Annotated in this window: 24 protein-coding genes; 13 read left to right on the top strand and 11 right to left on the bottom strand. The window is 59.4% G+C overall.

The features are described 5' to 3' along the window. Nucleotides 1–120: 120 nt before the first annotated feature. From FOA17_RS01520 to FOA17_RS01490, 7 genes are all read left to right on the top strand, one after another. Entirely contained in the window at nucleotides 121–570 is a 450-nt protein-coding gene (locus FOA17_RS01520) for an N-6 DNA methylase (RefSeq protein WP_149139743.1), read from the top strand. Nucleotides 571–610: 40 nt separating this feature from the next. Continuing rightward, on the top strand, nucleotides 611–1,630 hold the full coding sequence (locus tag FOA17_RS01515) for a hypothetical protein (protein ID WP_149139742.1): 1,020 nt from the start codon (nucleotides 611–613) through the stop codon (nucleotides 1,628–1,630). A gap of 147 nt (nucleotides 1,631–1,777) precedes the next feature. After that, entirely contained in the window at nucleotides 1,778–2,257 is a 480-nt protein-coding gene (locus FOA17_RS01510; RefSeq protein ID WP_230426606.1) for a helix-turn-helix domain-containing protein, read from the top strand. Nucleotides 2,258–2,265: 8 nt separating this feature from the next. Further along, nucleotides 2,266–2,829 (top strand): PIN domain-containing protein, encoded by a 564-nt coding sequence (locus FOA17_RS01505; protein ID WP_174213681.1) that lies wholly within the window; start codon nucleotides 2,266–2,268, stop codon nucleotides 2,827–2,829. A gap of 94 nt (nucleotides 2,830–2,923) precedes the next feature. Next, complete coding sequence (locus FOA17_RS01500) at nucleotides 2,924–3,655, top strand: hypothetical protein (RefSeq protein WP_149139741.1); 732 nt, start codon at nucleotides 2,924–2,926, stop codon at nucleotides 3,653–3,655. A gap of 82 nt (nucleotides 3,656–3,737) precedes the next feature. After that, nucleotides 3,738–3,998, top strand: coding sequence for a WGR domain-containing protein (locus tag FOA17_RS01495; RefSeq protein ID WP_108437599.1), 261 nt, complete (start codon nucleotides 3,738–3,740; stop codon nucleotides 3,996–3,998). 825 nt (nucleotides 3,999–4,823) lie between these two features. Then, nucleotides 4,824–5,228 carry a single-stranded DNA-binding protein gene (locus tag FOA17_RS01490; RefSeq protein ID WP_149139740.1) on the top strand — a complete coding sequence of 135 codons (405 nt, stop codon included), beginning with the start codon at nucleotides 4,824–4,826 and terminating at the stop codon, nucleotides 5,226–5,228. Between the two features lie 118 nt (nucleotides 5,229–5,346). Here the strand turns inward: FOA17_RS01490 and FOA17_RS01485 are convergent, their stop codons facing one another. Genes FOA17_RS01485 through FOA17_RS01475 form a run of 3 tightly spaced genes read right to left on the bottom strand, consistent with a single transcriptional unit; the run spans nucleotide 5,347 to nucleotide 7,006 of the window. Further along, a complete protein-coding gene (locus tag FOA17_RS01485) occupies nucleotides 5,347–5,568 on the bottom strand; it encodes a hypothetical protein (RefSeq protein ID WP_108437598.1) in 222 nt (73 codons plus the stop codon). After that, nucleotides 5,565–6,281 (bottom strand): hypothetical protein, encoded by a 717-nt coding sequence (locus FOA17_RS01480; protein WP_149139739.1) that lies wholly within the window; start codon nucleotides 6,279–6,281, stop codon nucleotides 5,565–5,567. The genes FOA17_RS01485 and FOA17_RS01480 overlap by 4 nt, the downstream gene beginning before the upstream one ends. Next, nucleotides 6,281–7,006 (bottom strand): nucleotide-binding protein, encoded by a 726-nt coding sequence (locus FOA17_RS01475; protein ID WP_108437596.1) that lies wholly within the window; start codon nucleotides 7,004–7,006, stop codon nucleotides 6,281–6,283. Before FOA17_RS01475 ends, FOA17_RS01480 begins: the two co-directional genes overlap by 1 nt. A 708-nt stretch (nucleotides 7,007–7,714) precedes the next feature. Here FOA17_RS01475 and mobC point away from each other — a divergent pair. Both mobC and FOA17_RS01465 read left to right on the top strand, forming a co-directional pair. After that, nucleotides 7,715–8,101 (top strand): plasmid mobilization relaxosome protein MobC, encoded by a 387-nt coding sequence (gene mobC, locus FOA17_RS01470; protein WP_149139738.1) that lies wholly within the window; start codon nucleotides 7,715–7,717, stop codon nucleotides 8,099–8,101. Then, complete coding sequence (locus FOA17_RS01465; RefSeq protein ID WP_149139737.1) at nucleotides 8,094–9,917, top strand: relaxase/mobilization nuclease domain-containing protein; 1,824 nt, start codon at nucleotides 8,094–8,096, stop codon at nucleotides 9,915–9,917. Before mobC ends, FOA17_RS01465 begins: the two co-directional genes overlap by 8 nt. A 38-nt stretch (nucleotides 9,918–9,955) precedes the next feature. Here the strand turns inward: FOA17_RS01465 and FOA17_RS20385 are convergent, their stop codons facing one another. After that, a complete protein-coding gene (locus tag FOA17_RS20385; protein WP_149139745.1) occupies nucleotides 9,956–10,201 on the bottom strand; it encodes a thermonuclease family protein in 246 nt (81 codons plus the stop codon). Nucleotides 10,202–10,661: 460 nt separating this feature from the next. On the opposite strand from FOA17_RS20385, the gene FOA17_RS01455 reads away from it, so the two are divergent. The 4 genes from FOA17_RS01455 to FOA17_RS01440 all read left to right on the top strand — a co-directional run bounded on the left by FOA17_RS01455 (nucleotide 10,662) and on the right by FOA17_RS01440 (nucleotide 16,252). Further along, nucleotides 10,662–12,755, top strand: a complete 2,094-nt coding sequence (locus tag FOA17_RS01455; RefSeq protein ID WP_149139736.1) for a UPF0149 family protein — start codon at nucleotides 10,662–10,664, stop codon at nucleotides 12,753–12,755. A 260-nt stretch (nucleotides 12,756–13,015) separates the two neighbouring features. Next, a complete protein-coding gene (locus FOA17_RS01450; protein ID WP_149139735.1) occupies nucleotides 13,016–14,179 on the top strand; it encodes a DUF262 domain-containing protein in 1,164 nt (387 codons plus the stop codon). Then, on the top strand, nucleotides 14,172–15,287 hold the full coding sequence (locus FOA17_RS01445) for a DUF3696 domain-containing protein (RefSeq protein WP_149139734.1): 1,116 nt from the start codon (nucleotides 14,172–14,174) through the stop codon (nucleotides 15,285–15,287). Before FOA17_RS01450 ends, FOA17_RS01445 begins: the two co-directional genes overlap by 8 nt. 5 nt (nucleotides 15,288–15,292) lie before the next feature. Then, complete coding sequence (locus tag FOA17_RS01440; RefSeq protein WP_149139733.1) at nucleotides 15,293–16,252, top strand: hypothetical protein; 960 nt, start codon at nucleotides 15,293–15,295, stop codon at nucleotides 16,250–16,252. A 127-nt stretch (nucleotides 16,253–16,379) separates the two neighbouring features. On the opposite strand, the gene FOA17_RS01435 is transcribed toward FOA17_RS01440, so the two are convergent. The 7 genes from FOA17_RS01435 to FOA17_RS01405 form a co-directional block, all read right to left on the bottom strand. Beyond that, entirely contained in the window at nucleotides 16,380–16,976 is a 597-nt protein-coding gene (locus FOA17_RS01435; protein WP_203232247.1) for a WYL domain-containing protein, read from the bottom strand. Between the two features lie 196 nt (nucleotides 16,977–17,172). After that, a complete protein-coding gene (locus FOA17_RS01430; RefSeq protein WP_149139731.1) occupies nucleotides 17,173–19,164 on the bottom strand; it encodes a type IV secretory system conjugative DNA transfer family protein in 1,992 nt (663 codons plus the stop codon). 2 nt (nucleotides 19,165–19,166) lie between these two features. Further along, the gene (locus FOA17_RS01425) at nucleotides 19,167–21,350 is read right to left on the bottom strand and encodes a hypothetical protein (protein WP_149139730.1); all 2,184 of its coding nucleotides are present in this window, start codon (nucleotides 21,348–21,350) and stop codon (nucleotides 19,167–19,169) included. Between the two features lie 68 nt (nucleotides 21,351–21,418). Further along, nucleotides 21,419–22,405, bottom strand: coding sequence for an ATPase, T2SS/T4P/T4SS family (locus FOA17_RS01420; protein ID WP_149139729.1), 987 nt, complete (start codon nucleotides 22,403–22,405; stop codon nucleotides 21,419–21,421). Beyond that, a complete protein-coding gene (locus FOA17_RS01415) occupies nucleotides 22,405–23,724 on the bottom strand; it encodes a TraB/TrbI/VirB10 family type IV secretion system protein (RefSeq protein WP_149139728.1) in 1,320 nt (439 codons plus the stop codon). The genes FOA17_RS01420 and FOA17_RS01415 overlap by 1 nt, the downstream gene beginning before the upstream one ends. Beyond that, nucleotides 23,721–24,437, bottom strand: coding sequence for a TrbG/VirB9 family P-type conjugative transfer protein (locus tag FOA17_RS01410; RefSeq protein ID WP_149139727.1), 717 nt, complete (start codon nucleotides 24,435–24,437; stop codon nucleotides 23,721–23,723). Before FOA17_RS01410 ends, FOA17_RS01415 begins: the two co-directional genes overlap by 4 nt. Before the next feature lies 1 nt (nucleotide 24,438). After that, complete coding sequence (locus FOA17_RS01405) at nucleotides 24,439–25,119, bottom strand: VirB8 family type IV secretion system protein (RefSeq protein ID WP_149139726.1); 681 nt, start codon at nucleotides 25,117–25,119, stop codon at nucleotides 24,439–24,441. Nucleotides 25,120–25,129 lie beyond the last annotated feature (10 nt).

The following is a 25,129-nucleotide window of genomic DNA, read 5'->3' as shown; positions in this document are numbered from 1 at the left end:
CCGCGCCAAGCCCGCACCCTCCAGGTGATCCATGAAACGCGCCCCTCGCAGCCGTCAACGCCATGATTTATATGCGAAATATCACGATTACGACAGCGAAATCAGCGACTTACTTGGAGAATGTGGGATACGATCCTTCGACTGCCAACGGGCATCTTTTATGCTCAGGGCGTGAAGGCCAATGTGATCTTTTTCGACAACCGGCCCGCTAGCCCCGACCCGCAGACCGGGCAAGTCTGGTTCTACGATTACCGCACGAACGTTCATCACACCCTGAAACAAAAGCCACTATCCGAGTCGCATCTGGAAGATTTCGTAGCCTGCTACAATCCTGCTGCCAGACATGATCGCAAGGCGACATGGTCGGAAGAGACGCCCGATGGCCGCTGGCGCGCCTTTTCGCGGGACGAACTGCTACAGCGCGACAAGGCTAGCCTTGATCTCTTCTGGCTCAAGGACGCGACGATGACCGACCTCGACAATCTGCCGGAACCCGATGTTCTGATGTCTGAAATCATGGAAAATCTTGAGGCGGCGATGGAACAATTCGCGGCGGCAAGTAGGGCCTGAAAAATACGCCCGCCTACCCGTACCTGCTTTAGGACCAAACATGATCCTCTATAAGACGATTGCTTTGCAGTTTGGGCGCTTCCTCGAGACTGGGCGGCCCGGCAATGAATTTGATCTCGTTGGCCGCAACGTTCCTACCGAAGAAACCCGGGTCAATCGCCGGGCAATCCTTAGCGAGCTCGGCGGGGCTCGCATTTATCTGCTCGATCATCGCGCCGCAAACTATCTCGACAGCTTGCGCATGGATGTACAGGGCATGCCTTGGGAGACTCGACAAGAGTCAGAGATCGAAGCCTATGTCCGCGAGGTAGATTTTCCGCGCGAACTTGTCTGGGTTGAATATGACGCCCGACAACTCTGGGTGGACCGCGTTGCCAGGGGTCTGACCACGATGGCGCGTCTTGACCTGCGGCACTTCTCCCAACGAGGCTTCTTGTTCGACAACCGGTCGGACGGCGCAATGACCGTACGGCTCTTTAACGGTATGATGGACCGCAGTTTCATAGAGCCGCTGGCAACTCTTGTTCTCAGAAAGTCGAGTGGTCGCCCGGAGTTCACCGACGCAGTTTGGCAACCCCAGATGAACGTCTTGGTGGCGCATGCCCGAGGCGACACGGATGAGCATGTCAAAGACGTGCAGGCTTTGCTCGAAGAACACAAAGGGCACGTCAGCTATGAGTTGGTGATCGGCTTCATGATGTTCGCAGCCTTAGCCGCGCGCGAGGATGATCTTCTGTCCGAAGAAACACCAAGTCTTTCGCCGGAGCAGACGAAGACCGCCCGAAAGTTCGGCAAGACTTGGATGACGGAGACGCTCCGGTCCCATCTTACCATCCGCATCGGACCATCCGGCGAACGGCACCTCGTTGAGCGCGAAGCACGGCGTCAATTCGAAGCGGCCCGGGCTTCCGGCCGCGCGACACCGACCGAACACTGGGTGAGCGAGCATGAGCGGCGCTACTCCAGTGGCAAGGTCGTCCGAGTTCGTGGACACAAGCGGGGCATTGTTGCAGACAAGACTTTGCCAATTAGAGTGGTTGGCCCGAAGTTAGAGCTCTGATCAGGAATGATTTGCCCTGTGATCTCGGCCGGGTTGGGAGTGCCCGAGCATAATTGAGTGCTGGACACTGGCCGTTTCGAATAATTCGAATATTGCGCTTGCTTCGATTGCATGGCACACCCATCTCTAGATGGACGCCGAACGGCGATGCAGGAGGGCAAAATGGCGGCATTGCACAAGGAGCGGTTCTCGAACCGGTTACCCACGAAGGTCGAGATCAACAACGCAGATCAACTTCGTCACATCATCGCTTCGCAGGTGACCGAGGGCCAACCAGTCGACCTCTCGCTCGCCGTCGATGGCGGCGAGACGCGCAACATCACGCTTATGCCGGCGCTCACCGATACCTTGCTGGATATTCTGCGCCTGATTTCAACTGGCCGCGGGTTTCGCATGATCCCGGTCGAAGCTGAGCTCACGACGCAAGAAGCGGCAGATATGCTGAATGTCTCCCGGCCCTTCCTGATCAAGTTGCTCGAAAAGGGCGACATCCCGTTCACAATGGTTGGTCGCCATCGTCGTGTCCGGGCAGAGGATCTTTTCGCCTACATGACCGAACGCGACCAGGCCCGATCCAATGCCCTGTCCGAACTTGCGGGGCTGGACGCGGAGGGCGACCTGATTTGAGCGGCCCGATGAACCGATACGCGGCTATCATCGATGCTTGCGTCCTTGGGGGTGGCCTCAAGCGGAACATTATTTTGAGTTTGGCCGAGGCTGGCTTGTTTCGACCCTACTGGTCCGCGCGCATTCTGGACGAGACCGAGAAGGCGATCTTGGCGATCTCAAAAGGCACGGCTGATCCTGGGCGTCAGCGCCGCGCCATCGAAAGGGCATTTCCAGAAGCGATCGTTTCACCGAGCGAAAGTGCGAACCTGTTTGGTTCGCTGCCCGATCCCGATGATGAACATGTACTGGCTGCGGCCATAGCTGCTCGCTGCGATACTCTAGTAACTGACAACCTCAAAGATTTCCCGCAGGACGTACTTGATCGTTGGGGCATCGAAGTCATGTCGCCCGACGACTTCATTACCAACGCAATGGATTTGGATCACGCCGTTGCAATTGGCGCGCTGCGCGACATGCGCGCACGGTTGAAAGATCCGAAGTATACGGTTTCCGCACTGGTCCTGAAACTGGAAGGGCAGGGATTGTTGCAAACAGCCGACTTTCTGCGCGAGTATGAAAACCTGATTTGAGCTGGACTTTAATGGCTTGCCGCCGCAACGGTCCAGCAAATCGCAAACTGCCGAAGATGTCGCTTCCCTTGTCGTCCACTTCAATGGCTGCCCCATGACCAACTCTATCAATTTTCGACCGCATCCTGGAGTCGACTTGGTGCAAACAAGTGCGCCGATGCTGCGCGCGTTTCAGACCATCGCGGCGTATCAGGTTGAGCATAGTGAAATCAGACTGACCAAATTAGGTGCGTGGAACCGGCACTGCATTGATTGGGTCGTGCGGCGTATGAATTTCCCGAACTGGACTGCCGAAAAGCTGTATTCTGTCAACAAGGTGCTCGATGAATACGATGTCCCGCCTTTGGAGTATTTGCGCGTCCTCCTCACATCCTTGCGCCTTGGGCGCAAAATGGGTGGTGGCTGGCGGCTAACAAAGCCGGGCATGACACTTGTGGCAGACCCAGAGGCGGCCTTTGTCACCATCGCGCCAGCGTTTTTGTTTCGGTTTGACCATTCCGAAGGCATGCGCACGGGTGAGGCGCCTGGCGGAGACTTGGAATTGTGGTTGCAAGCAATCAACCGGATGCCGCAGGATGGCTTTACGCTGCCTGAACTGGCGAACTTCCTCTATGGCCCCAGTGCAGGCGGTGGATGGCGTGGTCCGGCGGGCGGGTTGTTCAGCGCAGTCGCGATGCCACTTGAATGGGTGGGGCTGCTAGTCCGGACGGGTGGTGGCGGCATCGAGGAAATGCTCTGGCGCAGGTCACCGCTTTGGGCTGCAGGGCTGGATTTTCAACATCGGACGATAGCTACGAATGTGGTGACGTTTCCCTCGAGGGGATGACACCCTTTAGGTTTGCCTTGGAACACCGTGTGGGCGCGCGTTCTGCACTTGATATGGTGGTGATGGTCGGTATGATCACTACATGTTTGATTCAGGTGTCCAGCTAGAAATCTTCCCGACGACGCTGGATCTGCGTCGTATCGACTTGGCCCTTAACATGCGGCGTTACTACCGATTGAGCGTTCAGCGCGACTTGTTCGGTCGTGCCTGTCTCATTCGTGAATGGGGAAGAATTGGCGCACGTGGCCAATCCCTGATCGAGAGCCATGAGGACGAGGGCAGGGCGATCACTTCGCTGATGCGGCTTGCCGCTCATAAGCAGCGGCGGGGCTATCAGCGGTAGCAGGCCGCGCTTGGTCGATTTGTCTGAAGGTCAGGGCAATGAGCAATAGAACTGGTTTCTATAACTCAGTGCATGGCCCTAGCATGAGCGATAGATATCATCGTCCTTGATTTGACCAATAGCCACGCCGAGCAAATCAACGTGCCGCGACCCGTCATCTCGCGCCGGCAGTCGGCCATTCATGTTGTCGCTAGGCCCTTCGATCTGCTCCTGTGGTTCGATGTCCTGATGAACGCGCATCACCTTCTTTCCAGCCGGGCAGGGGTATCGACCATCCCCTACACTCTTTGCAACCCTACGGTCACAGTCGGGACATCGGCACATGGCGTCAGGGCGAACCGGAACCACCATCACCAATATGCCCTCCAGATCGCAGCAAGCGACACGGCCTCACCGGTTTCGCGGGCCGGTGCTTTGGTCTGCCCATCCTGGCGGCCTGCCTGTCGCGCAGGACCCACCTCTACCCATCGGATTGGCGGTGCATTCGGCTTGGTCGGTGTTGATCTGGTTTCTCTCTTTCCGGGCTCTTGGCCTTCCGGGTCTGACATCGCCGGGGGAAGGGTGTCATCGTTCTGCCCTGCCGCTTCCTGTGATCCCAGCTCAGGCACCTCCCTTCGACTGACAATCCCCTAAGCCTGTTCAGCCTCTGGCTCGCAACCCCGCTCAGGCCCGGGCCGTGTTGGTCGCGTGCCGCTCCCAGCCCGCACCACCCCCGCCTTCGGGGGTTTCCGGTGGCGAAAGGGCCACCGTGCAAGCCTCAGCCGACAGGCTTCTTTCGGGTCTTGTCGAAGGGATGGTCCCTTCAGCCAGATACAGGAGCTTCAAATGCAGAACATCGTCATCCTCGCCGGCAACATCGGTCAGTCCCCGGAAGTCCGCACCACGCAAGGCGGGACCAAGATCACCAACTTCACCCTCGCCACCTCGCGCCCGCGCCTGTCCGAAGGCCGGGTCCAGCGCGACGAGAACGGCTACCGCATGATGGACACCGAATGGCACCGCATCACCTGCTTCAACGGTCTCGGCAAGACGGTCGCCGATAACTGCGAAAAGGGCATGAAGGTGATGGTCCACGGCCGCATCCACTACACCAAGTGGACCGATGCCGCCGGGGTCGACCGCTACGGCTGCGAGATCATCGCGGAGAAGGTCGACTTCCTGAGCCGCCCGAAGGCTGGTGAAGGCGAAGACCCTGAACTGGTCGACCGCGAGGATCAGTTCGCGGGCTGAGACCCCGGAGATCCGACCCGGTGGCGCAAGCCGCCGGGTCTCTTCGTTTCGCCAGCGGGCGGGCGCAGAAGCCAGCCCGCATAAAGACGGCGGATAAGCTGCGCCGCGCCAACCCAATTCACGTTTGGGTCAACTCAGACAAGACCAATGCCTTCTTTGCGCGCCGCTTGTTAGGCGTGTACCAGACGGTCTTGCGTTCGCCTGTTTGGCTGAACTCATAGGTCACCCCGAGGATCCTCGCGCGATGATCCGGATCGACCATCCATTCGACGGGTGTGCCGATGTCAAATTCAGACGGCGGGATGGTCCGCTTGAGGGCAGGGGCTTCTGTGCTGGTCATTGTTCGTCTCCCTCGTTTGTTGTCTGAATTTTTGCCTTGGCCAGTGCCACGTCGAAAGCCTCCTGGAACCGGGCGCGGTAGGCGGGGCCCATGGCGCGCGCCAATCCAAGAATGCCAAGCGGGTCATGGATTTTCGCGAGGTCAGCTGCGAACTGCGGGCGCAAGGTCAAGGTCACGCTGGTCGGATGCTTGCCCCGTGCGCCGCGGCACTCTTCGACCTCCGGCATCCCATCCCGTTCCCAATCGTCGAAGACCTGATCGCGCAGACTCTGGGCAACGCGACGGATCAAAAACTGGACGGTGCAACGCGCAGCCGTGGCCCACTCTTCTGCCAGCCTTGCCTGACGGGTGGTCAGCGACAATGAGACATGGACAACATGCCCGCGCGCAACTGACCCAGTTGCAAGACCAGCCGCCTTACCATCCGAAGCCCTCTGGGTATTGAAAACCTTCTTCTCGTCCCGGGACTCTTCTTTGGACCCAAAGGGTCTGATGCTGACCTCGCCTGCGTCGCCACCTGGCGTCGCCGCCGCCGCCGCCGCAATCGCGGGTGACGAAGGGTCTGTCTCGGTCAATGCATCAACCGATGTCGGCGGCACCGGGATTGCCCGACCAGCAACATCACTCGCACCCAGATTCCCACCAAAACCCAGCTTGGCCGAAAACCCTATGTCCTGCCGGATGATCCGCATCATGTCCTTGCGCTGCGCCATCATGCGATCTCCGCCGGATTGAGGATCAGCTGGTCGATTTCCTCCAGAAGGTCCGCTGCCTCCTTCACGGCACTCTGGACATGTGCAGCAAGCGCCCGGTTTGGCGTCTTGTCCGCGATCACCCCGAGAAGCCCTTCTCTGTCCATCCGAACATAAGCGGCGCGGCTACCAAGATAGATCTCAAGGGCAGGCAAGGACTGGAACAGCTCTTCAGCCACCGCCCGCTCGGTCTCTGACACCCGCACAGGCACACGGTTGAGCAACACAGAAAACCCTGCAAGCTCGCCCGGCTTTTCCACCCGGCCGCGCAGCTTGAGGTACCAGTTGGCCGTTTCCAGCGTCTCGCTGAGATCACCGCGCGACAACATCATCGGGCAGATGATCCGGTGAGCTGCGACCGCCAGAACGTCTTGCGCTTCAGATCCGCCGCCGAAGGTGTCGATCAGGATGAGGTGCTCTTGATCGGGCTGTTCATAGATCTGCCCGATTGCTTCTGCCACCCGGAGGGCGTCGAGCGTGTGGATCACCTCAACCAAAGGGGACCAGTTGCCGGCCTCCTTTCCCGCCTGCATCCACGTGAGGCAGGATTTTGAGGCATCGGTGTCGAAGATCGTCACCGTCTCGCCCCGTGCAGCCGCAGCAGAAGCCAAGGCGCGACAGAGGGTGCTCTTGCCCGATCCCCCCTTGCGGTTCATCACCAGCACAACACGTATCCCGTAACCCATACCACCTTCCTCACTTCTCCGAGTGCGTTTCTCACAATGCGGAACGCGTAAATCTTTTATTCTAACTCACATCTCTTTAATCTGAACACCGACTGCGGATATCAGAAACCAGCTCACGCAAATCGTATTGCGCAAGGCCTATCTCTTTAATCTTTTGTCTGATTACTGGATGCGTATGTCTTTTATCTGATCGCGCAATGCGTGTATCACAAGGCGTAACCCCGAACACACATCCCTGATGCCACAAGACGCATCCCACACTTCCTCTCTCCGAACCCTGAACACTGAACGACAGAGTCCGCACGGTAAACAAAACAAGGCTTTAGGCCCAAATTCTCAGGAAAAACGCACCTCTGGCCACGTGGCTGGGGATGCACGGTCCCTGTCTCACCTTGTGTGTTGCGCGATCAGCGAAACGCATTCGGTGGCGGGGGAGTTACCCAAGGTCAGCACAATCTGCAAGAGTATAAATCGCGCTTAGATTGTACTTGAAGGGGAGGTGAAGGAAGGGGTAGGAAGAGTGGCAGGAAATGCGATGTGTCTACAAATAATCGGTGGCAGAAGTTGGCGGTAAAATCAGATCCTCGCGAAACTAGACTTAAGTCGGGATTCAAGGTTTTGGCGGGTATTGGCAATGAAGTTGCTGATTCTGCAGTGCAGCAAAGGGCTGGGCGCGGCCGGCCCCGGTCGGAGGACAAGGGCCAGGTCGTGAGCTGCCGCTTGCCTGATGGAGAGCTCCAGGCCTTCGATGCGCTTTGCACCCAGCTTGGCGCGAAATCCCGCTCGGACGGGGTGCGGTCGGTAGTGCGGATGGCCTCCGGTTTCCTCGAGTTCAGTCGGGAGGACAGTGCCAAGCTGGAAGAAATCCGCTACGAGTTGGGCAAGATCGGAACCAACGTGAACCAGATTGCTCTGGCTGCAAACCGGGGCAGGGCACCGATGGTCAAGGCGCAATGGGCTTCGGTGGATGAGTTGCGGCGGTCGCTGCCAATGGTGGCGAAGGTGTTGAGCCAGATCATCGCGGAGCGTCGTCGGCAGGGCGTGGCGCTGTTCCGGAAATTTGTCGAAGCTCAGGAGGGTGCGCGCCATGGTTAAGCTTGGGTCGCGCCCCATCGGGGTTGCCGAGGCTGTTCTCGGGGAGATCAACTTCCTGCGGCCGCAACAGGGCAGGGTGAAGGCGGGCGGCTCATCTTCGCCCAAGCGTGGGTTCAGTTTCTCGACCCAGGCCAGCCAATTGTGGCGGTTTTCGCTGGGATCGAACGCGGCGGTGCTGAAGAAGATCGGAAAGGGCGGGACGGCGAACGCAAGGGAGTTGGCGGCGCAGATGGACTACTTGTTCTCAAAGTCGGCCTCGATCTTCGGCAACGGTGTCGTGCTAGATGCCGACGCCAAAGGGCTGACCAAGGACGAGCGCAACGACATCGTCGGCGACTGGGTCGAGGACTGGCGGGGATCACCGAAGAACGGTCACACCACCCATCTCCTGATGAGCTTCCCGTCCCATGTGCGGCCAGAGAAGGCCAAGCTGATTGCTGAGGCCTGGGCTTTCGAGATGTTCCAGTCGGGCGAGCATCAGGATGACGTTTGGTTTTATGTCGCAGCCCTGCATACCGACAAGGCCCACCCGCATGTCCACATGGTCGTCAACAACCGGGGCACGGTGAATGACAGCTGGTTCTTCATGGCCAAGGAGCATGTCTTCAATCTGGATGTCATGAAGGCGCGCATGGTGGCAATTGCGGCCGAGGAGGGGGTGTTTCTGGATGCCACTTCGCGCGCCGAGCGTGGGTTGCTGACCTATGGGCCGTCGCGGGCAGAGATTGAGCGGGCGCGGGCTGAGGGTCGTGCGCCCGAGGAACGGCCGCGTGAGGGCAAGGCGCTGGAGGATGCGTTGGCGACGATGGCACGCACGGCGGATGCCATGCGCAGTCTGAGCCATGTCGCAGCGCTGACGGGTCTGCCGGAGATTGGTGAGAAGATTGCCAAGGCAGAAGAAGCCCTGCGGCGGGGCGGGGTGTTGCAGCCGTTTCCGGGCGATGTCGCGACGGCGGAGCGCGCCGATCTGGATCGGCATTTCAGCGGATGGATGGCAGAGGCGGAGGGCAAGATCCGGAAGATGCCTTTCGCCGAGCGCAAGGACATGCGGGACGAGCTTTATGGCTATGCCATCGATATCGCCAAGGGCTTGGGCGACGCCCGCGGCGCGCAGCTGCTGCAGATGCTGCCGCAGACCAAGCTTTACGCGACGGGTCTTGAGGGTGACCGGCTGACGCAGGGCAGGGAGACCGCTGAACTGCAGCGTGGGGCCGCAGACCGGCTGAAAACAGAGATCGTCGGCAAAGCTGTGGCGCTTGGCCTCAGCGGTGACCGAATGGCTGAACGGTTGGCGACCGGTGCTGCCAATGCCTGGGAAGAGCGCGACTGGGTGCGCAGTGACTTGGCAACCCTGTCGGGGCGGCGGCGTGCTGATCTTCGGAATCCGGATCAAAGCCGGAAGGTCGTCGTTGATCTGGAAGGTTTCTACGACGCGGCCGCCAAACTGATTGAGCAGGCCCGGGCGCTTGAGGTCGTGCCCGAGAATGATCGTTTGCTGCGGGCCCTCGGGTCGATGGGCCGCATCATGCAGGCGGATGGAAAGGTTGAGTTCCGGGGAGATGCCCATGCTGAGCGGTTCGCCGATGAGCTGCGGCAGCGGTATGGCAAAGGGGTTGTGGCGGAGCTCGCCAGCGGGCGGACGTATGCGCTAGCTGGTGATTTCGAGGATGCAGACCAGCGGAAGTGGATCGCGCGGGCGGTTGTTTCCGCGGCAAAGTCGCATGTGGCGTTCGGGCTGACGCTGAAGGAGGCTCGGCAGGCTGAGCGGCTGCTCGCGTCAACTCCTGCTCGGGGCGAGCATGATTGGGAGCGGTGATTGCGCTCAACGCCCTTGTCAGGGTCGCGCTAAGGATTTTAGCACGTGCCGTAGTAGCCGCCGGAATATCGGCAGTATTCGGTGGCAGCGCCGGAACGGATCATCTCTGCCGCGATGTCACGGCCGTTGGGCTGAACACATTGGGCAACCAGGCGTCCATATCGATCAACGTCCAGAACTGCGCAACGCAGTTGCTTGCCGGATATCAAGCTGTGCAAGGTCGAGGTGGCGGTTGAGCCGCCCTGGTGGTTCCATTCCGGCGCATCGAGGCACCAGACGCGAATTCGTCGCGACTCGCCACTTAGCGTGAAGGTGTCTCAGTCTAGAATCTTGCTGACACGTGCCTCAAGGATGGGTGCTTCCTCGGCTCGAGCCATCCCGCTCTCAAGGAAAAGAAAACCGATCCCGATTGCCGCCAATAGGGGAATGCCAGTGAGATCGGCACGACGAAGTCTGAAACGGCTCAAATATCTATACATGCAACCATTATCGCTCGGCTCGTCATCTCACTGCAAGTTGCTTCCGCGATCAAAACGAGGACGAAACAGGTGTGAGTGCCGACGTCGGGCTGACGGATGCTTGCATCAGGCACTATCCAGCGCCACCAAGGGTTCGGCACGAGGGCATGCTGTTTAGCTGAACTGCTCAAGTTTTTGGGGCGGCAATCATGCCGTGACTTCCTGACAAGTAAGAATGGCATTGGTAGGTTGGCCCCACAAGTCACGCAGTCCAGGATGGTGAACAATGGCGAAGAGCAGGATCGATGAGGCATTGGCCGCTCTGAAAGCCGCAGGCAATGACGGTTTCGGGGCGCGCCCGGAGGTTCTTGAACGTCTCGGCTTGGATCTACTGCATCGACCGGCTCTGGGCGGTCAGATCGTTGCACGAATTTGCGCCATCGCAGAGCCAAGCCCACGCGACGAGGGTTTGCTCGACCTTCTAGGAGCAGGACTTGATGCTGCCCGCATCGCCCGTGAAAACGGCAAAGTACGTGGCCAAGCGCTTATCGATGCAGTCGAAGCGGCGCTTGAACTAGCACGCGGACAGGGCCGGATGACATCCGCGCATAGTTTGCTCTTTGCGAAGCTTTGGACCCGAAATGGCTTGCCCGCGCCGGCTGCTCTCGCACTTCAGGCCGAAGAGGTCGTTCCTGCTGCTGGTCGGCGCGCGTCCAATTCTGCTGAAGGTGATGTTCTGCTGGAAGGACTCTTTGCCGAACTTATCCAGCAGGCGGAGGGCGAACCACTTGCTCTGCATCACGCGCTGACCGAGAGCTTCCCAGCCATGCCGTCTGAAATGCGTGATCATGTCGTTGCCTATTCGGTCAGCCGAAGTGATGCCATTCATGCAGATCTGGCCTGTTACTGGTTGCTTGACCCGGCACTGCACATTCGCCTCACAGCAGCACAAGGCCTCGCCAATCGCCTTGCAAGTGCTGAACTGCCTGGGCGAATTCTCGCGTCACTGGTCGTCCTGCGCAGCTGGATGCCCGACGATGCGGCGCGTGCAAGGGTGGACACCATTCTCAAAGCGGCGATGCGTAAGAGCGTCGCACCTTCGACAGATCAGGTGCCGTGGACGATGCACAGCATCCGCGCGTCCTTGCCCGATGGCGGAGGGGCTCAGAGCATCGGCATTGCGCTACAATCCGGTACGCAGCGCAAAATGGCGATGCTGCTCCTGAAACAGGGGCAGGGTGTGAAGGACGCATACACCATAACCTGTCGAACAGCGCGGGACCAGAAATCCATCGTTGAGCGCATGATCGGAGAGGTCGGCGCTTTGACGGTGACCGGAGATTTTGTGCGGCGTGCCGTTTCAATTGCGCTGGCAGATGGTCTGACCCATGGACAGCCGCCCGTTCCGGGGCTGATCGAGGTTGTCCGTCTATGTGGTTTTGCCGGTTTGCGGCCGGAGGTGCAATCGACACCGGACCTCATTGCTGATCTTGACTCAACGCGAGCCGTGCAAGCGCTTCCGCCGCGACAGCACGGGGATCTGATTACCGCCAGCGAGGAATGGTGGGATCGGCACGAGACAATCGAAAGCTGGTTCGAAGACAGCGATGCAGCCCATTCCGTTCTCGACAAGGCGCGCAGCGCGAAATCTGCAGAGACGGCACTTTGGAAATGGCTGGAGACGCGACGCGATTGGTGGGCACGCATTCTGGCACGCTCTGCGGATGTTCTGGAGACGGCCCACCACCCGGACGCGGCAGGCTTTGCCGCCTGTGCCATGGCCCTACTGGACGGTCGTGATCTGAAGAAGATCCCGGTCATGCATGATGTGCATGAACAGACCATTGAAGCCTGGGTCCGTGATGATCCGGACTTTGATCCAGGCCTGACGTTTGAAGAACTGGCGCAGGAAGCACCCACCCCCGAAAAGAAGGGCGAAGTCGCAGCCCTGCTGCGGGGCACCGACCTTTCGGTGGACTGGCTTGACGGCTACATGACCGCCGTCGTGATCGCGCCGCAGATGATCATGCCAAACCAATGGTTGCCTGCAGTTCTGGAGCCGGTCTTGTCACGGATCAACCCGTCGCAATTCCAGCGGTTCATGGACCTTCTCATGATGCGCGCTCAGACGGTCTCGGATGTTGCCTCTGTCCCTGATCAACTCGTCGCCGCGATATCCGGCCGCTCGAAGAAGGGGCAGGCGGAATGGTGGAGCGGGTTTTCGGATGCAGTGCGCAAGTTTCGGACGGCTTGGTCAAAGAAGGGCATGACCAAGGAGGACCGGCGCCTTCTGGAGCTTTTGACTGCCGAACTGACTGGCGCTGACGTTGAGGAGTTTGCTGCTCTGGTCGCACTACGGCAGGAGCGAAATATTGGCTGATGAGAAAACTTCCAACGCCGAAAAGGGCCGAAAGCTGACCAACGGTCGTGCAGCTCAGATATCACAGGAGACGAGCTGATCGGTCGCTCGTACAGACACAGGGAGTGCACATGCGTTGAGCGGGGAGTGGCTTGACAACGACGCGGCATCGCGTCGGACTTGGCTCAACGAGCTCATGTCGATAGAACGTATGAAGGTGGTGGTCATTGAAGGTCCGTTCCACTATGTCAGTGCGACAATGATAGCTTTGAGGGTTGCGAATGCTGAGCAATAAAGCAGTCGAAGAGCAGCTCGATATGCTGGGGCAAAAAACTGGTGTAGAACAGGAAGTACCCGCTGAGGAAAGCGAGCGTATAGCCGAGCCATTCGATCCCGACGATATCGATGTCGTTACGCGGTCGATGACAGTTGATTTGCTCCTATCGCGCACCGCCTCGGGCATGATCGATCTCCAGCCCGATTTTCAACGGCGTTGGGGGGTTTGGGACACTAAGCGTCAGAGCCGTCTCATTGAGTCGCTTTTGCTAAGGATCCCCTTGCCGGTGCTTTATGCTGCGGAAGACGATGACGAGCGTTGGGAAATTGTTGACGGCATACAGAGGCTGTCGACGATCGCTAGGTTCATCAAACCTGAGATAGTTGGTGGACAGCCGCTCATCCTTTCTAGCCTTGAGTTTCTTCACGCCTATGATGGGAAGGATTTCCATGGTCTGAGTTCGCGGCTTCAAATGCGGTTGCGCGAGGCTGAACTCATTATCCACTTGATCCGAAAGGGGACGCCACCGGAAGTCAAGTTTAACATTTTCGCTCGCATCAACACTGGCGGCATGTCACTCTCTGCGCAGGAGTTGCGCCATGCGATCACGCCAGGCAAGGCGCGCAGTCTTCTGGAAAACTGGGCGGAATGTAACGAGTTCCTTGAGGCGACGGACAGAAGTGTTCGATCGATCCGGATGGATGATCGAGAACTCGTGCTTCGCTTTATTGCTTTCTACATGCTTGGTGTTGAAACCTATCTTCAGCCTGATATGGATGGCTTCTTGATCACCGCGATGGAGGCTATCAACGCGACAGACGATGTCAAATTGGCAAATGTGCATGAGCGCTTCTTGCGTGCTATGACCACTGCAACGTTGATCTTCGGGCGCGACTCATTTCGTAAGCGTTATTCTAGCGACGCCGCGCGGCTCCCCATTAACAAAGCGGTATTCGAGGCGCTGTCGGTCAATCTTGCGCTCCTCAGTGAGGCCGAGCAAGCAGCGTTGGTCCAGCGTAGTGAACAAGTCCGAGAGGGTTTTATCAGACTCTGCCTCGATCGATCGTTTGAGGCCGCGATATCGCAAGGAACGGGCGACATCCGCAAGGTCAATCGCCGCTTCAAGGCAATTCACGAGATGCTCTCAATGGTGGCTGTAGATGCTTGATTATATCGGTCTAAGGAATTTTAAGGCGTTCGAGCAGGTTGAAATTGAGCTTGGTGCGCTTACCCTCCTTTCGGGCCTCAATGGTAGCGGCAAGAGCACTATTCTACAAGCACTCGGCCTCCTGCGTCAGTCGTTCGATGCCCGCTTTCTACTGGAGGGCTCGCTTGCCCTGAATGGTGATCTTGTCGAGCTCGGCACAGGACGCGACGTACTCTATCAAGGGTTTGAGACCCCAGAGATTACAGTCGAATTGGGCCAGCGTGTTGATGAATCGGACAGAGTTTATCGTTGGTGTGCTCCAGCAAGCTCCGACGCGGACGTGTTGCCCTGCGTTGCTATGCCTGAGAAAGGTGCGTTGCCTCTACTCGATTTGTTCGCCCACGGTTTCCAATTTCTACGCGCGGATCGAATTACTCCAGCGGTGACGTTTCCCAAATCTCAGAATGCTGTGCGCCAGCAGCTTTTCCTAGGCGCGCGCGGAGAGTTCACAGCACATTTCCTGCTGGAGTTCGGCGAGCAAATGGCAACCGCTGAAATTGTTCGCAGTGCCGACGAACCTAAGGCGGTTAGCTTAATCGCGCAGGTCAACGCTTGGATGCAAGAGTTTAGCCCGGGTGTACGGGTAGAACCTGCGTCTGTGCCGATGACAGACTTGGTTCGGCTAGTCTTCTCCTATCGCGGCGAGGGTGCAGCCTATGGCGATGTCTTGCGCCCAACTAACGTAGGATTTGGCCTCACCCATGCGCTCCCGGTTGTAACCGCATGCCTCGCGGCTCAACCAGGCACTTTGCTCATCGTTGAAAATCCCGAAGCGCAGTTGCATCCGCGCGGTCAATCTACAATAGGACGTTTGCTAGCACTAACCGCCGCCAATGGAGTTCAAGTAATAGTTGAGACGCATAGCGACCATGTGCTCAATGGCATTCGGTTGGGTGTTAAGGACGGGTTGCTTGCGCCTGAGCACGCGCGGCTACATTTCTTTTCACGCCAGCGAGGCAAGCCCAGCGGTTACGAAACGCCGCTACTTGGATCCGATGGGCGCCTGTCATACTGGCCAATCGGCTTCTTCGATCAGTGGGAACGCAGCCTCGATAGACTGTTGGATTGAGAAAAATGCCACTGCAGCTGTTTCTCAACGAATTGTCGGCGCCAAACGAACAGCTCGCGCGTGCGGTCTCCGTTGGCTATCTGCAGAAGTTGGTCTCGACGGTTCGTGAGGCTCGCCGTATCGACCCGGCGCTTATCCTTAATAGCGATGTGCCGCTCGCTAATTTTTCGCTTGGAGCAGGCGCTACTATTGCTTCCATTCGCAATGCTGGCGAGTGTGTCGAGGAAAGCCTTTACCTTAAAACTGTCAATAACCGTGCACCGCTAACACTGGCAGCAGCCGAAAGCGCGGAAAGTAATCGTGATCCTGCATTGTGCGAGTATAGATTGCGGTCCGTCGCTCCAGTAAGCCCTGGCGAAACTGCTCTAGGTTTGGGATTTGCACACCTTTTTGACGGCTTGGGTCTGAGCTTAGCGACCCACGATTTCTGGCTCGGGCATTTTGTTGAACTTGATCTATCCACATTTGATGCGGCCGATGAGATCACCACCAGTAATGTTACTGCGCGCAATGCTGATTGTCCCGCTGCAATCGCGAATCATGCAGAGGTGCTTCGTGCGTCAATCATGCCAACATTCGCTGATGGTGCGGAGCTTTGGGAGCGCAGAGCTGAACTTCTACCTAATCTCGTGTTCATCCCGCGCACGCGGGCCCAACTACATGCCATTCTTCCGGGTGATCCGATGCTAGAACAAGTTTGGATCAAGCTGAGTGGAATCGACCAAGCTATTGCTGTTTGGAAAGTCACAAAGGGTTCGTATCCAATGTTCCCGTTTAATGTGCGACCCGAGAGTAGGTCCCGGCGCGGACTGGCCGAATTCGAGAACAATGAAGGCAAGAAGCTGATTTTTAGTGATCATTGTGATCTTGCACCGACCGAGTCTCGCATCCATTTCATCGTCGAAAGTGTCCCACAGCGGCATGCGGTAATTGGCCATGTTGGACGAAAGCTTGGTATCGGATAGGCTTAGTACAGCCATACCTAGACTAGACTTAATAAGTTCTTGCTGAAACGACGACGACCAGGAGCTATCATTCGCAGATTGAGACATGGCCGGCAATGTCCGCGTGCCTTAAGAATTCCATAGCCAGTCAGGCGCGAGCGGCCTCTTTGTCCAGCAGTCCTCGCAGAAGTGCCAACCGATCCCTGCTGAAATCACCTTCCCTGAGCGTCAGCCCTTGAATGGCGCGCACGAAGAACTGACGAAAATCCCTTCGCTCCTCGCACCACGCCAGCAGCTTCACCCCTTGGGGCGGATGCACCAAAGCTAGGGGCAGGACCGTGCGCGTCGTCTCTTTCCCCGAAAGGTCGGTGTAACCGAAGGCCACCGGCTGGCTGGCACGGAGCGCCCCGTGGAGCGCGGAAAGATCTACTGACGCCGCCTCAGGCAAGTCGCCGTGCCAATAGGCGGCGGGACGCACGTCCAGCAACTGGTAGATGCGGCCGAGAAGCGCGGCTTCAGGATCGGTTTCCGCCAGTCGGGCGAGCGTTGCCTCGGCAGCTTTTGCGGCCACCGGATCACCGCGATGGCTTGCCAAGGCGAGTCCTCTGAGGGCTGCATCACGCAGTTCGGGATCCAAAGCAGACGCTGGTTGGGCTGCCACGCTGGTCGCAGCACTTTGCCCAAAGCCGATAGCGGCGGCAAATCCAGCAAGCCGGGTGCCGAGCGCGCGTCGCGTCAGGGTCAAGTGCGTGCGGCGACCGGGTCGCATGGCAAATCCTCGTGGGCATTGGAAAAGGTGCCCTTCTTCGCACGGCAGGGGTCGTTTGGTCCAGTATTTTCATGGAAAACCATCACCTCCGAACCTGGAAAATGCCTGCATCCTCAAGATCAACGTTCAGCTCAAGATCTCGTAATGGGCCGAAGTTGATCTCCCGATGGCCCTAGAGCTCCAAGTCTGCCAGGTTGTGGGAGAACTTGCTCATTCTCGAAACCGCGATTGTCACGGGAGGTCTCAAGGCTGCGAGATCAACCTCGGGCTCTGCGATGGCTTTGGCCTCATCCGCTGTGACGAGCACCTCAGGATCGACTGCTGCCAGTTCGACCTTTGGCGCGATCTCCTCCCGCGCCACAATCTCGGCCGCCAGTTTCGGCTCGGGCTCCACCGGTGCTTCAGCCTTCACCTTCTCTGGCCGCACGAAATCCACCACCATCCGTTCGGCCAGTCGCCGTTCCAACGCCTCCATCCGTTGGGTCAGGACTTGCACATCCGCAGCTTCCTTAGGCGGATAGGGCAGTGCACCTTTCTGGGCGTCGAACAGCTTCTTGAACGTCGGGTCCCGGAAATACACGATCCGGTGGACCAAGAGCGGGTTTTGCCGTTCCGGGATGAGAATTGCCTGATCCGGGTTCAACCGCCGCACCTCGTCGGGGGTCAGAAGTGGCCGCTCCTCCATCCGTCGACTGACTGACCGCCGCTGCATGAAGTCCCGATCCCGAGAAACGCTGTCAGAGACTGAAAGCTTGGTCGTCTTGCCCAACGCATCCGAAATCTCCCCCGCCGTCTTCTTGTCGTTCGCCGCGAGGTAGAGCTTCATGCCGGCGGCGGACTCAAGCGACAGGCGAACATTCTCGCCATAGATGTTGTCGAGACCGGGGATCGACTGGGTGATGATCGACACCCGCGCCCCATGGCCAGCGAGCTGCTTCAGCGCCTGTTCAACGATGGGCATTGGCCCAAGCTGGTCAAACTCATCCAGCATGACCATGACGGGCCAGGGCTCTGATTTCGGGTCGGGGAGGGTGGATCGCATGGTTGCGATCAACTCCCCGAAGAACAGCCGCACTAAGGGAGACAGCGTGCGAATGTCATCGGCGTTGACCACGACATAGATCGACATCGGGCGCTTGCGCAGATCGGCGAAGGAAAAGTCATTGCCGGAGGTCGCGCGGTCGACGGCCGGGTTATTCCAGAGCGTCATGCCCGCGCCACCAAGGACCGAGGCGTGCGAGGACAACGTCCGGTCGGAATAGCCCGCGAACTTGCGGAAGGTCTGGGCCGCGTTGGGGTGTTTGACCTCCTCGGCATGCTCGCCGTAAACCTCCTGGGTGGCACCACGACCAAAGAGGATGCGGCTGATCTCACCGATGGTGGGCCTGCCCCGCTCAATGGCCAAAAGACCGGCAGCGACGAAGAGTTCGCGCCCCTCGGTCAGGAAGTCGCCAGCAGTGCCCTTGTCGGAAACCGTCAAGAAGTAGTCCGAGATTTTGGCGAGTTCCGTGTAACGCTGCTCAAGATTGGCAACGCGGGCGACCCGTTCGAGCGGGTTGTAGCGATGGGTTGGGTGCTCAAAATCGAAGGGTGAGAAGCGATAGACCGCATCGCCCTCGGCCTGCCGATGCCGGGACGTGGCCTCGAAAATCTCGCCCTTCACGTCGAGGACGACGATGCTGCCGTTAAAGAGGAGTGTGTTCGGGATCACGTATCCCACACCCTTACCGGCCCGTGTGGGCGCCACGACAAGGCAATGCGGGAACTTTTGAAACGTGGCGCTGACATAAGGAGCGGTCTTTGACGGTGCCCCAAGTTTGCCAAACACCATTCCGGCGCCCATGGGCTGCAGAAGACCATTGGCCTTCATCTCCGCGCGCCCCTGGAACTTGGCCTGGCCGTATTCGGTGAGCTGTTGGCGGAAGGTCAGGGCGACGGCCGCAATCGTAAAGAGCACGGTCGATCCGCCGACGATCTGCCAGGGCAGGACCCATGGCACGGAAGTCAGTCGGGCAAAACCGGGGAACTCGGCAATCAGGACAAAGATGCCGGTTGCATTCGGATCGCGCCCCAAGATCAGATTGAGGACAAGGCCCCCGGCGATGAGACCAACCAGCAGGCCAGAGGTGAGACCAAGGGGAAGGAGGAGAGCGATGCGTTGCATGATCAAAACTCCCGGTCCTGAGCGCGATCATGAGCATATGCCCGCGCGTGTTCCGGCGGTCGCGCCGCCGCTTGCGCCACCATTCTGCGTTCCGCCGCCTCGGCTTCATGCGCGCTGAGGCCAAGTGAGGGATGCTCTTTGGCAGCCGAAACGACGGCAACGGCCATCGCCGCCCGAGTGGCCGGATCCGGCACGTCCTTGGCCAGTGCCTCCGTCCGGCCTGCAGCGATATCCTTCAGAACTGACGCCCCGTAGCGTTCCTTCATCTCTTCCGCAAAGTCCCGCGCTTGATTTTCATTTCGGAAGGCGACGGATCCTTGGCTGGCATGGACTGCTGCCATTTTTCCCAAAGCCCCTACAAGCAGATCAGGACCGCGCTCCAATGCGCGATTGTGCGCGGAGTGGATGAGTTCAGCAGCCCGTTCATAAAACCGGTCCACCCGTTCTGCCGCAGAACTGCGACCTTGGGCGCTGCCGAGATCAAAACCATGCCGCTTGGCAACATCGGCAATATCGGACTTGACCCAAGACTCTTCCTCGCGGGCATTGGCGGCCCCCGTTTCCAGACGCGTCTCAAGCTTTTTGAAGTTGATCCCAACGATGTTCGCGTGCAGGCTCAAAGTAGCGCTCAGCATCTCGGCACTGCTCTTGTCGAAGTCTTTCTCGGTCCCGGCAATCGCCAACGTGTTCGCGCTGATCGTGGTGCTGTAGAGGGTCGAACGGGGCGGGGTTTCGATTTCCGCCTGCTCCCGATCCACCCCAAAGGCTGCAACCGCCTCTTTAGCGATGACCTGCATTTCGGATCGCAGGTCGTCTTGTCGATCCGAAGGCAATCTGTCGATCTGAGCGGTAGATTGCGCCAACCAGGCCGAGATTGCCCGCGCAGGGTCTGCCGCAAAGTCGCTCCGCTGCCGTTCTTCTTCGACATAGGCCGCGATCACCGGGCTCTGCGCCAGATGCTTGGCCAAGGATTCACTGAGCGGCCCTTCATCGGGAAACTTCGCCAGAACCTCAGCCCCACCATCCCGGGCATAGGAGGTGACGGCCAGAAGCTCATCAGGCAGAAAGCCGCTGGAGCCTTCGCCGTCGACAAAGCGACCGGTGCCAAGCGTGGCCTCAGCATCCGGGATATGCTCGGCCACGACCTTTCGAAAATCCGGGTCGGCGACGAGCCGCTCGGCCAGATCGCGGGTTTTTTCATTGTCCCGGCCAAGGGTCAGGACGAGCTGCGCCTCTTCGCCCGCATAGATCGCGGTCTCGGGGCGAGCGAACTCGGGCTGTTGCCGATGCTCAAGGACAAGCCCTTCCGGCGCGCGGTCGGGTTCTTCCACCAACTCGCGGTTGATCTCCGCCGCTCGCTTCACCGCCAGTTCAAGTCCTTCCTCACCACCTTCATAGAAATCATAGGCATGGCGCAGCGCCTCGCGGGAATTCGGGAAGGTGCGCTCAGAGACGGTGGGCTCACTCGCCCCTCCCGGCAGATTTGCCTCGTAGCCCGTATGAATCCCTCGGTCGGTTGCCACCGCCACGGGCCGCAACTCGACATTTGTATCGGTCGTGACCCAGTCGCCCGTTGCCATGATGGGTGGCTTTTCAGCTGGGGCATCTTGATATGTGGCCACTTCTTGAGCCGCCACTTCCTCCCGAGCTTGCACCGCCGCGCGCAATGTCGGCCCGGGCGGGACCGCGTCACTGTGATCGGCCCAAAGCGCCGCTGCCTTTTCAGGTGCACGACGGGCGAAGGCCTCGAGATCATCCCTCAGCCCCGTGTCGAGCCGCTCGGTCACGGCCGGACCATCTTTGCCCCACTCGACCTTGCCCAACCGCTCCGTCAGCGATGCCTCCATAGCGTTCAGAAACCCGGCCCGAAACTCGGCATCCGGTGCATGCGAATCCGGCAGGCTCTTGAAATACCGTGTCTCGCCGCTCTCATGCGCCCCATGGATTTCTGTCCGGGCCATGGTGCGCGCGGTGTTGCCATCGATATGCGCCACCGAAGGTCGCTCGGCAGGATCAGCGCGGAAGAAGGCTTCTCCCGCCTGGCGCGGATCTTCGAATTCCTGCGCGGCCCCGGACAGGGTGAGACGGACGGAGAAGTATTCTTTCGGGCGATCTGCGGCGGCGCGCTCCGCATCGCTGCGCTGTGTCTCCGGCCGCGCCGATCCTGCATTCATATCGTTTTCCATGGAGTACCTGCTGGCAAAGAGCCTGAAAGAGGGATGAGGAGGGGGCGCTGTCGGGTGCCACGCTGGCCTCAGTCGTCGAGGCCGGGGAAATACATCTCCATGATCCCGCGCTGATCGCCGATGCGGCCCATCTGCAGGATTACGTCGATCGAGGTCTGAAGGTATCGGATGACCTCGCCGAAACTCAGCTTAGTGCCCTGTGCCATGACGAGAAGCGCGAGCCGGTCCATGGCCTTGCGCGCGGAATGGGCGTGCAGCGTGGTGAAGGAGCCCGAATGCCCGGTGTTGATCGCGTCCAGAAAGGTTGCGGCCTCGGCCCCACGCAACTCGCCCAGGATGATCCGGTCGGGTCGCAAGCGTAGCGTTGCCTGCAAAAGCTTGTCGGCAGAGCGGGGTGAACCCTCCTCGCGCTGCGCGATGAGGCTCACGGTATTGGGCTGGCCCGGCAGAAGCTCGAGAGAATCCTCGATCGTGACGATCCGCTCATCGGAGGCGACCATTTCCAGAAGCTTTCGACCAAGCTCAGTCTTGCCGGTCGAGGTGCCGCCAGAGACGATGACATTCAGCCGCTCGGAGACCAGCTTACCGAGGAAGGCTTCGACATCTGCCTCTTCTGATCCAGCGCGGATCGCAGCCACCATCGCGCGGCGCTCCTCTTCCAGGGAGTTTTCTTGACCCCGCAGAAAGCTGAAAGATTTGGGCACACGCCGAACATCTCCTGGCCGGGATCGAAACACCCGGATGCCAATCACCGTGCCGCCCGAGACGGCAGGGCTGCCCACCACCTGACAGCGCAGCATCAGGTCGCGATACCGCACGGCCGCCGAGACCAGCGGCGCAGCTTCCGTGAAGGTGTTCGACGTCGAGTTGGCAATCTGGGAAGCCAGATCACGCACCGCCCTTGTCGGCAGCGCGGCAAGGCCGCTTGGGGTCATGTGAATCTGCCCCGCGCGTTCCAGCCAGATCGACCCATCGGCATTGATCGCCAGTTCCATGACGGCCGGGTCTGACAGGGCGGCGTCGAGCTGTCCGAGATAGGTGTCGAGATAGCTCATCAGTAAAACGCCAGATCCGCATCGACGCGGATCATCACGACCGCGCCTTGGTTGACGCTGATCGTCGGTGGGATGCTGAGATAATCGGCCATCACCGTATTGACCGCCTCACCGAGATCGGTGCCGACGTTTTCGGCGGTGTCCGACGCCACCTCATTGGTCGCATATTTGTCGGCTGCCAGTGTTGGGACGGCCCCGATCAGGGAAATGAGCGCGGCGGTGCCAAAACGCTGGAGGAAGTGGTTCCGCACGGTCCCGGGCAGACCCGAGCGCCCGATGCGGTCCGTGCCATAAGCAGCAAGGGTGACGGACTGCCCATCTGTGGTGACCAGCCGGTCCCAGGCGATGAGCACACGCCGCTGTCCGGCATCGACCTCGGAATCATACCGTCCAAACAGGCGCGAGCCGCGCGGGATCAGCACGCGGGACATATCAAACGACCAGACATCATGGCTCACGATGGCAGAGACATGGCCAGCCAGATCTGTGCTGATCGCGGTCTCGAGGGCCGCCTCGATCAGGGTGCCTTGCATTATGGTATGTGCGGGATCGGCGATGACCTCCGCCTGCCGAACCTCGGCCGCCTTGGCCCCAGCCCTGCGAAACGCATCATCTCCCGTGGCCGCCTGTCCCGGCGCACCCGGGGCAGGGGCCGCAGCGCCCGCCTCACCGACCAAATCCATGCTGGAGCGCAGGGCCACCATGTCGGAATTGATTTGCGCCTCATTGAGCATCTCGGCTTCCTGCCTGCGCCGGGTCAGTTCTTCCTCTCGGGCGCGAGCCGCCTCGGCCTCAGAATCGCCGTCGATCAGCGCCTTGGTCTCAAGTTCGGTCTGAAGCCGAATGTTCTCGCGCTCGAGATCGGACAGCGCTGCAGCCCGGGTCTTCGCTTCGGCATCGAGGGCCGCAACCTGCGCTTTGAGGTCAGCGAGTGCGGCCTCATCGGTGACGGTCACCGGGTTGGCCTTCAGATCGGCGATCTGGGAATTGAGCGCCTCGATCTCGGCCTGCAACCGTTCTGCCTCCGAGGTCTCAGGTGCAGCCGGGACGATCTGCGGCTTTGGCCGAGAGACGCTGAAGCCATCAGTTCCAGCCCCGTCGCCCTGGAAATCGCTGACCGATGCGGTTTCGATGGCGGGTGCTGGGGCAGGAGCATCGGGTGCGGCCAGAACTAGCCAGGCCCCGACGCCGATACCGGCCACGGCCGTGACGGCAGAAAGCGCGTAAGGGTTTATGCCCCGGCGGCGCTTTGGGGCCTCGGAAGGTTTCATGCGCGCCATGCGGGCGTTCAGCTTTTCGGCTTGGGTCTCGTCGGTCATTGGCTTACCCCCGGCTCGGCCGTGACGCAGACGTACTCTTCGCCATAGCGCAGAACCCAACGTTCAGAGCGCGTGCTGACCGTGATGGTGGTGCCGCGCACAGAGGAATTGACCGAGTATTCTTGCCCCTTTGCATCGGCCCGGAAGATCGTCGGCATCGGCGCGCCGGGTGGGATGACAAAGGTGGTTTTGCGGCCATCATCAGAGATTGAGACAGGTGCAAAGCCGGGCAGAGCGCGCCCCTTCTTCATGATCTTGTAGCTCATGGGCAGCGAGGCAGGGATCTCGCTGCCGGCGGTGGCAGCACGCGTGCTGCCCGGCACGGTGAACTTTACCGAATAGTTCGGTTCTCCACGGCCACCTTCCGTCACTTGCAGGAAATAGATGTTGCGCTGCGTCTCAACCGTCAAGTTGGTCGTGGCACCGGCGACGACGGGCTTGATGATGAAGAGGTTCGCCCGTTCCAGCTTGTCGATCTTGAAGCTCTCGAGATCGCCGATGGCGATGGATTGGATCTTTTCGCCCTCGCCAAGTTCGACAAGGGTCACGTTTCTGAGGCGCGTGTTGATCCGGTAGACCTGCCCTTCCTGATAGGTCGCATAGGTCACGCGGGCATCATGGCTGCCGGGCTTGGGCGCAGTCTCGGCCAAGGCGGGCAGGGCAACTATCGAGATCAGAAGCCCGAGCACAGGAAGGGTCAGGGGATGGGTCATGTCATTCCTCCGTGGGGGCCAAAGTTTCTGCTGTGATGCGGTAGTCCGTCACCAAAAACCCGGTGGGGTTCTGCCAAACGAGATCGAGCGCGGTCTGTTTGGAGGGCTCGAAGCGATAGGTGACGGTGGCGGTGAACTTGCCGATCCTGTCAGGCACGCCTTCGCCATCGGAAACCCAGGTCTTGGTGAAACGGACCTGGGCGGTTGTGTCGGTCACTGGGGTGATCGACAGAATGTCGATGACCACTTTCGAGTTCTGGCCGTAAAGCTTGGGTGGATAGTTGGCGTTGCCTTCTGTCCAGAGGCTGACAAGCCCTTGGCGGGCATTGCCTTCGGACCAAGTGTAGGCGCGCAGAATGCGGCTTTCATTGTCGTGCTGGTCATAGGTTTCGCGGTCGGTGACATAGGCAAAGAGCAGGCTTTGCCGGATAGCTTCAGCCTGTTCGATCCCGGCCTTCTCGACCGCGACCACGCGTTCGGCGACGCCGGTGTCCTTGTCGACGATGGCGAGGAAGGCTTCGGTTTGCTTCAGCGGGAGCACTGTGACGACCGAGATCATGCCCATGAGGCCGATGGCCAGCCCGCCGCCGGCCAAGGCATAGGCGATGCGTTCGCGCTTTTTGACGCCGTAGAACATCTCGGCTTCGAGAAAACTTCTCAATTCAGGGGGTGAACCTGTCATTGTCTTGCTC

It is taken from the genome of Gemmobacter caeruleus (genome assembly GCF_008271655.1).
Classification (GTDB): domain Bacteria; phylum Pseudomonadota; class Alphaproteobacteria; order Rhodobacterales; family Rhodobacteraceae; genus Gemmobacter; species Gemmobacter caeruleus.
Note: the sequence above shows the minus strand (reverse complement) of the source record. Positions and strands in the feature narration are given on the sequence as shown.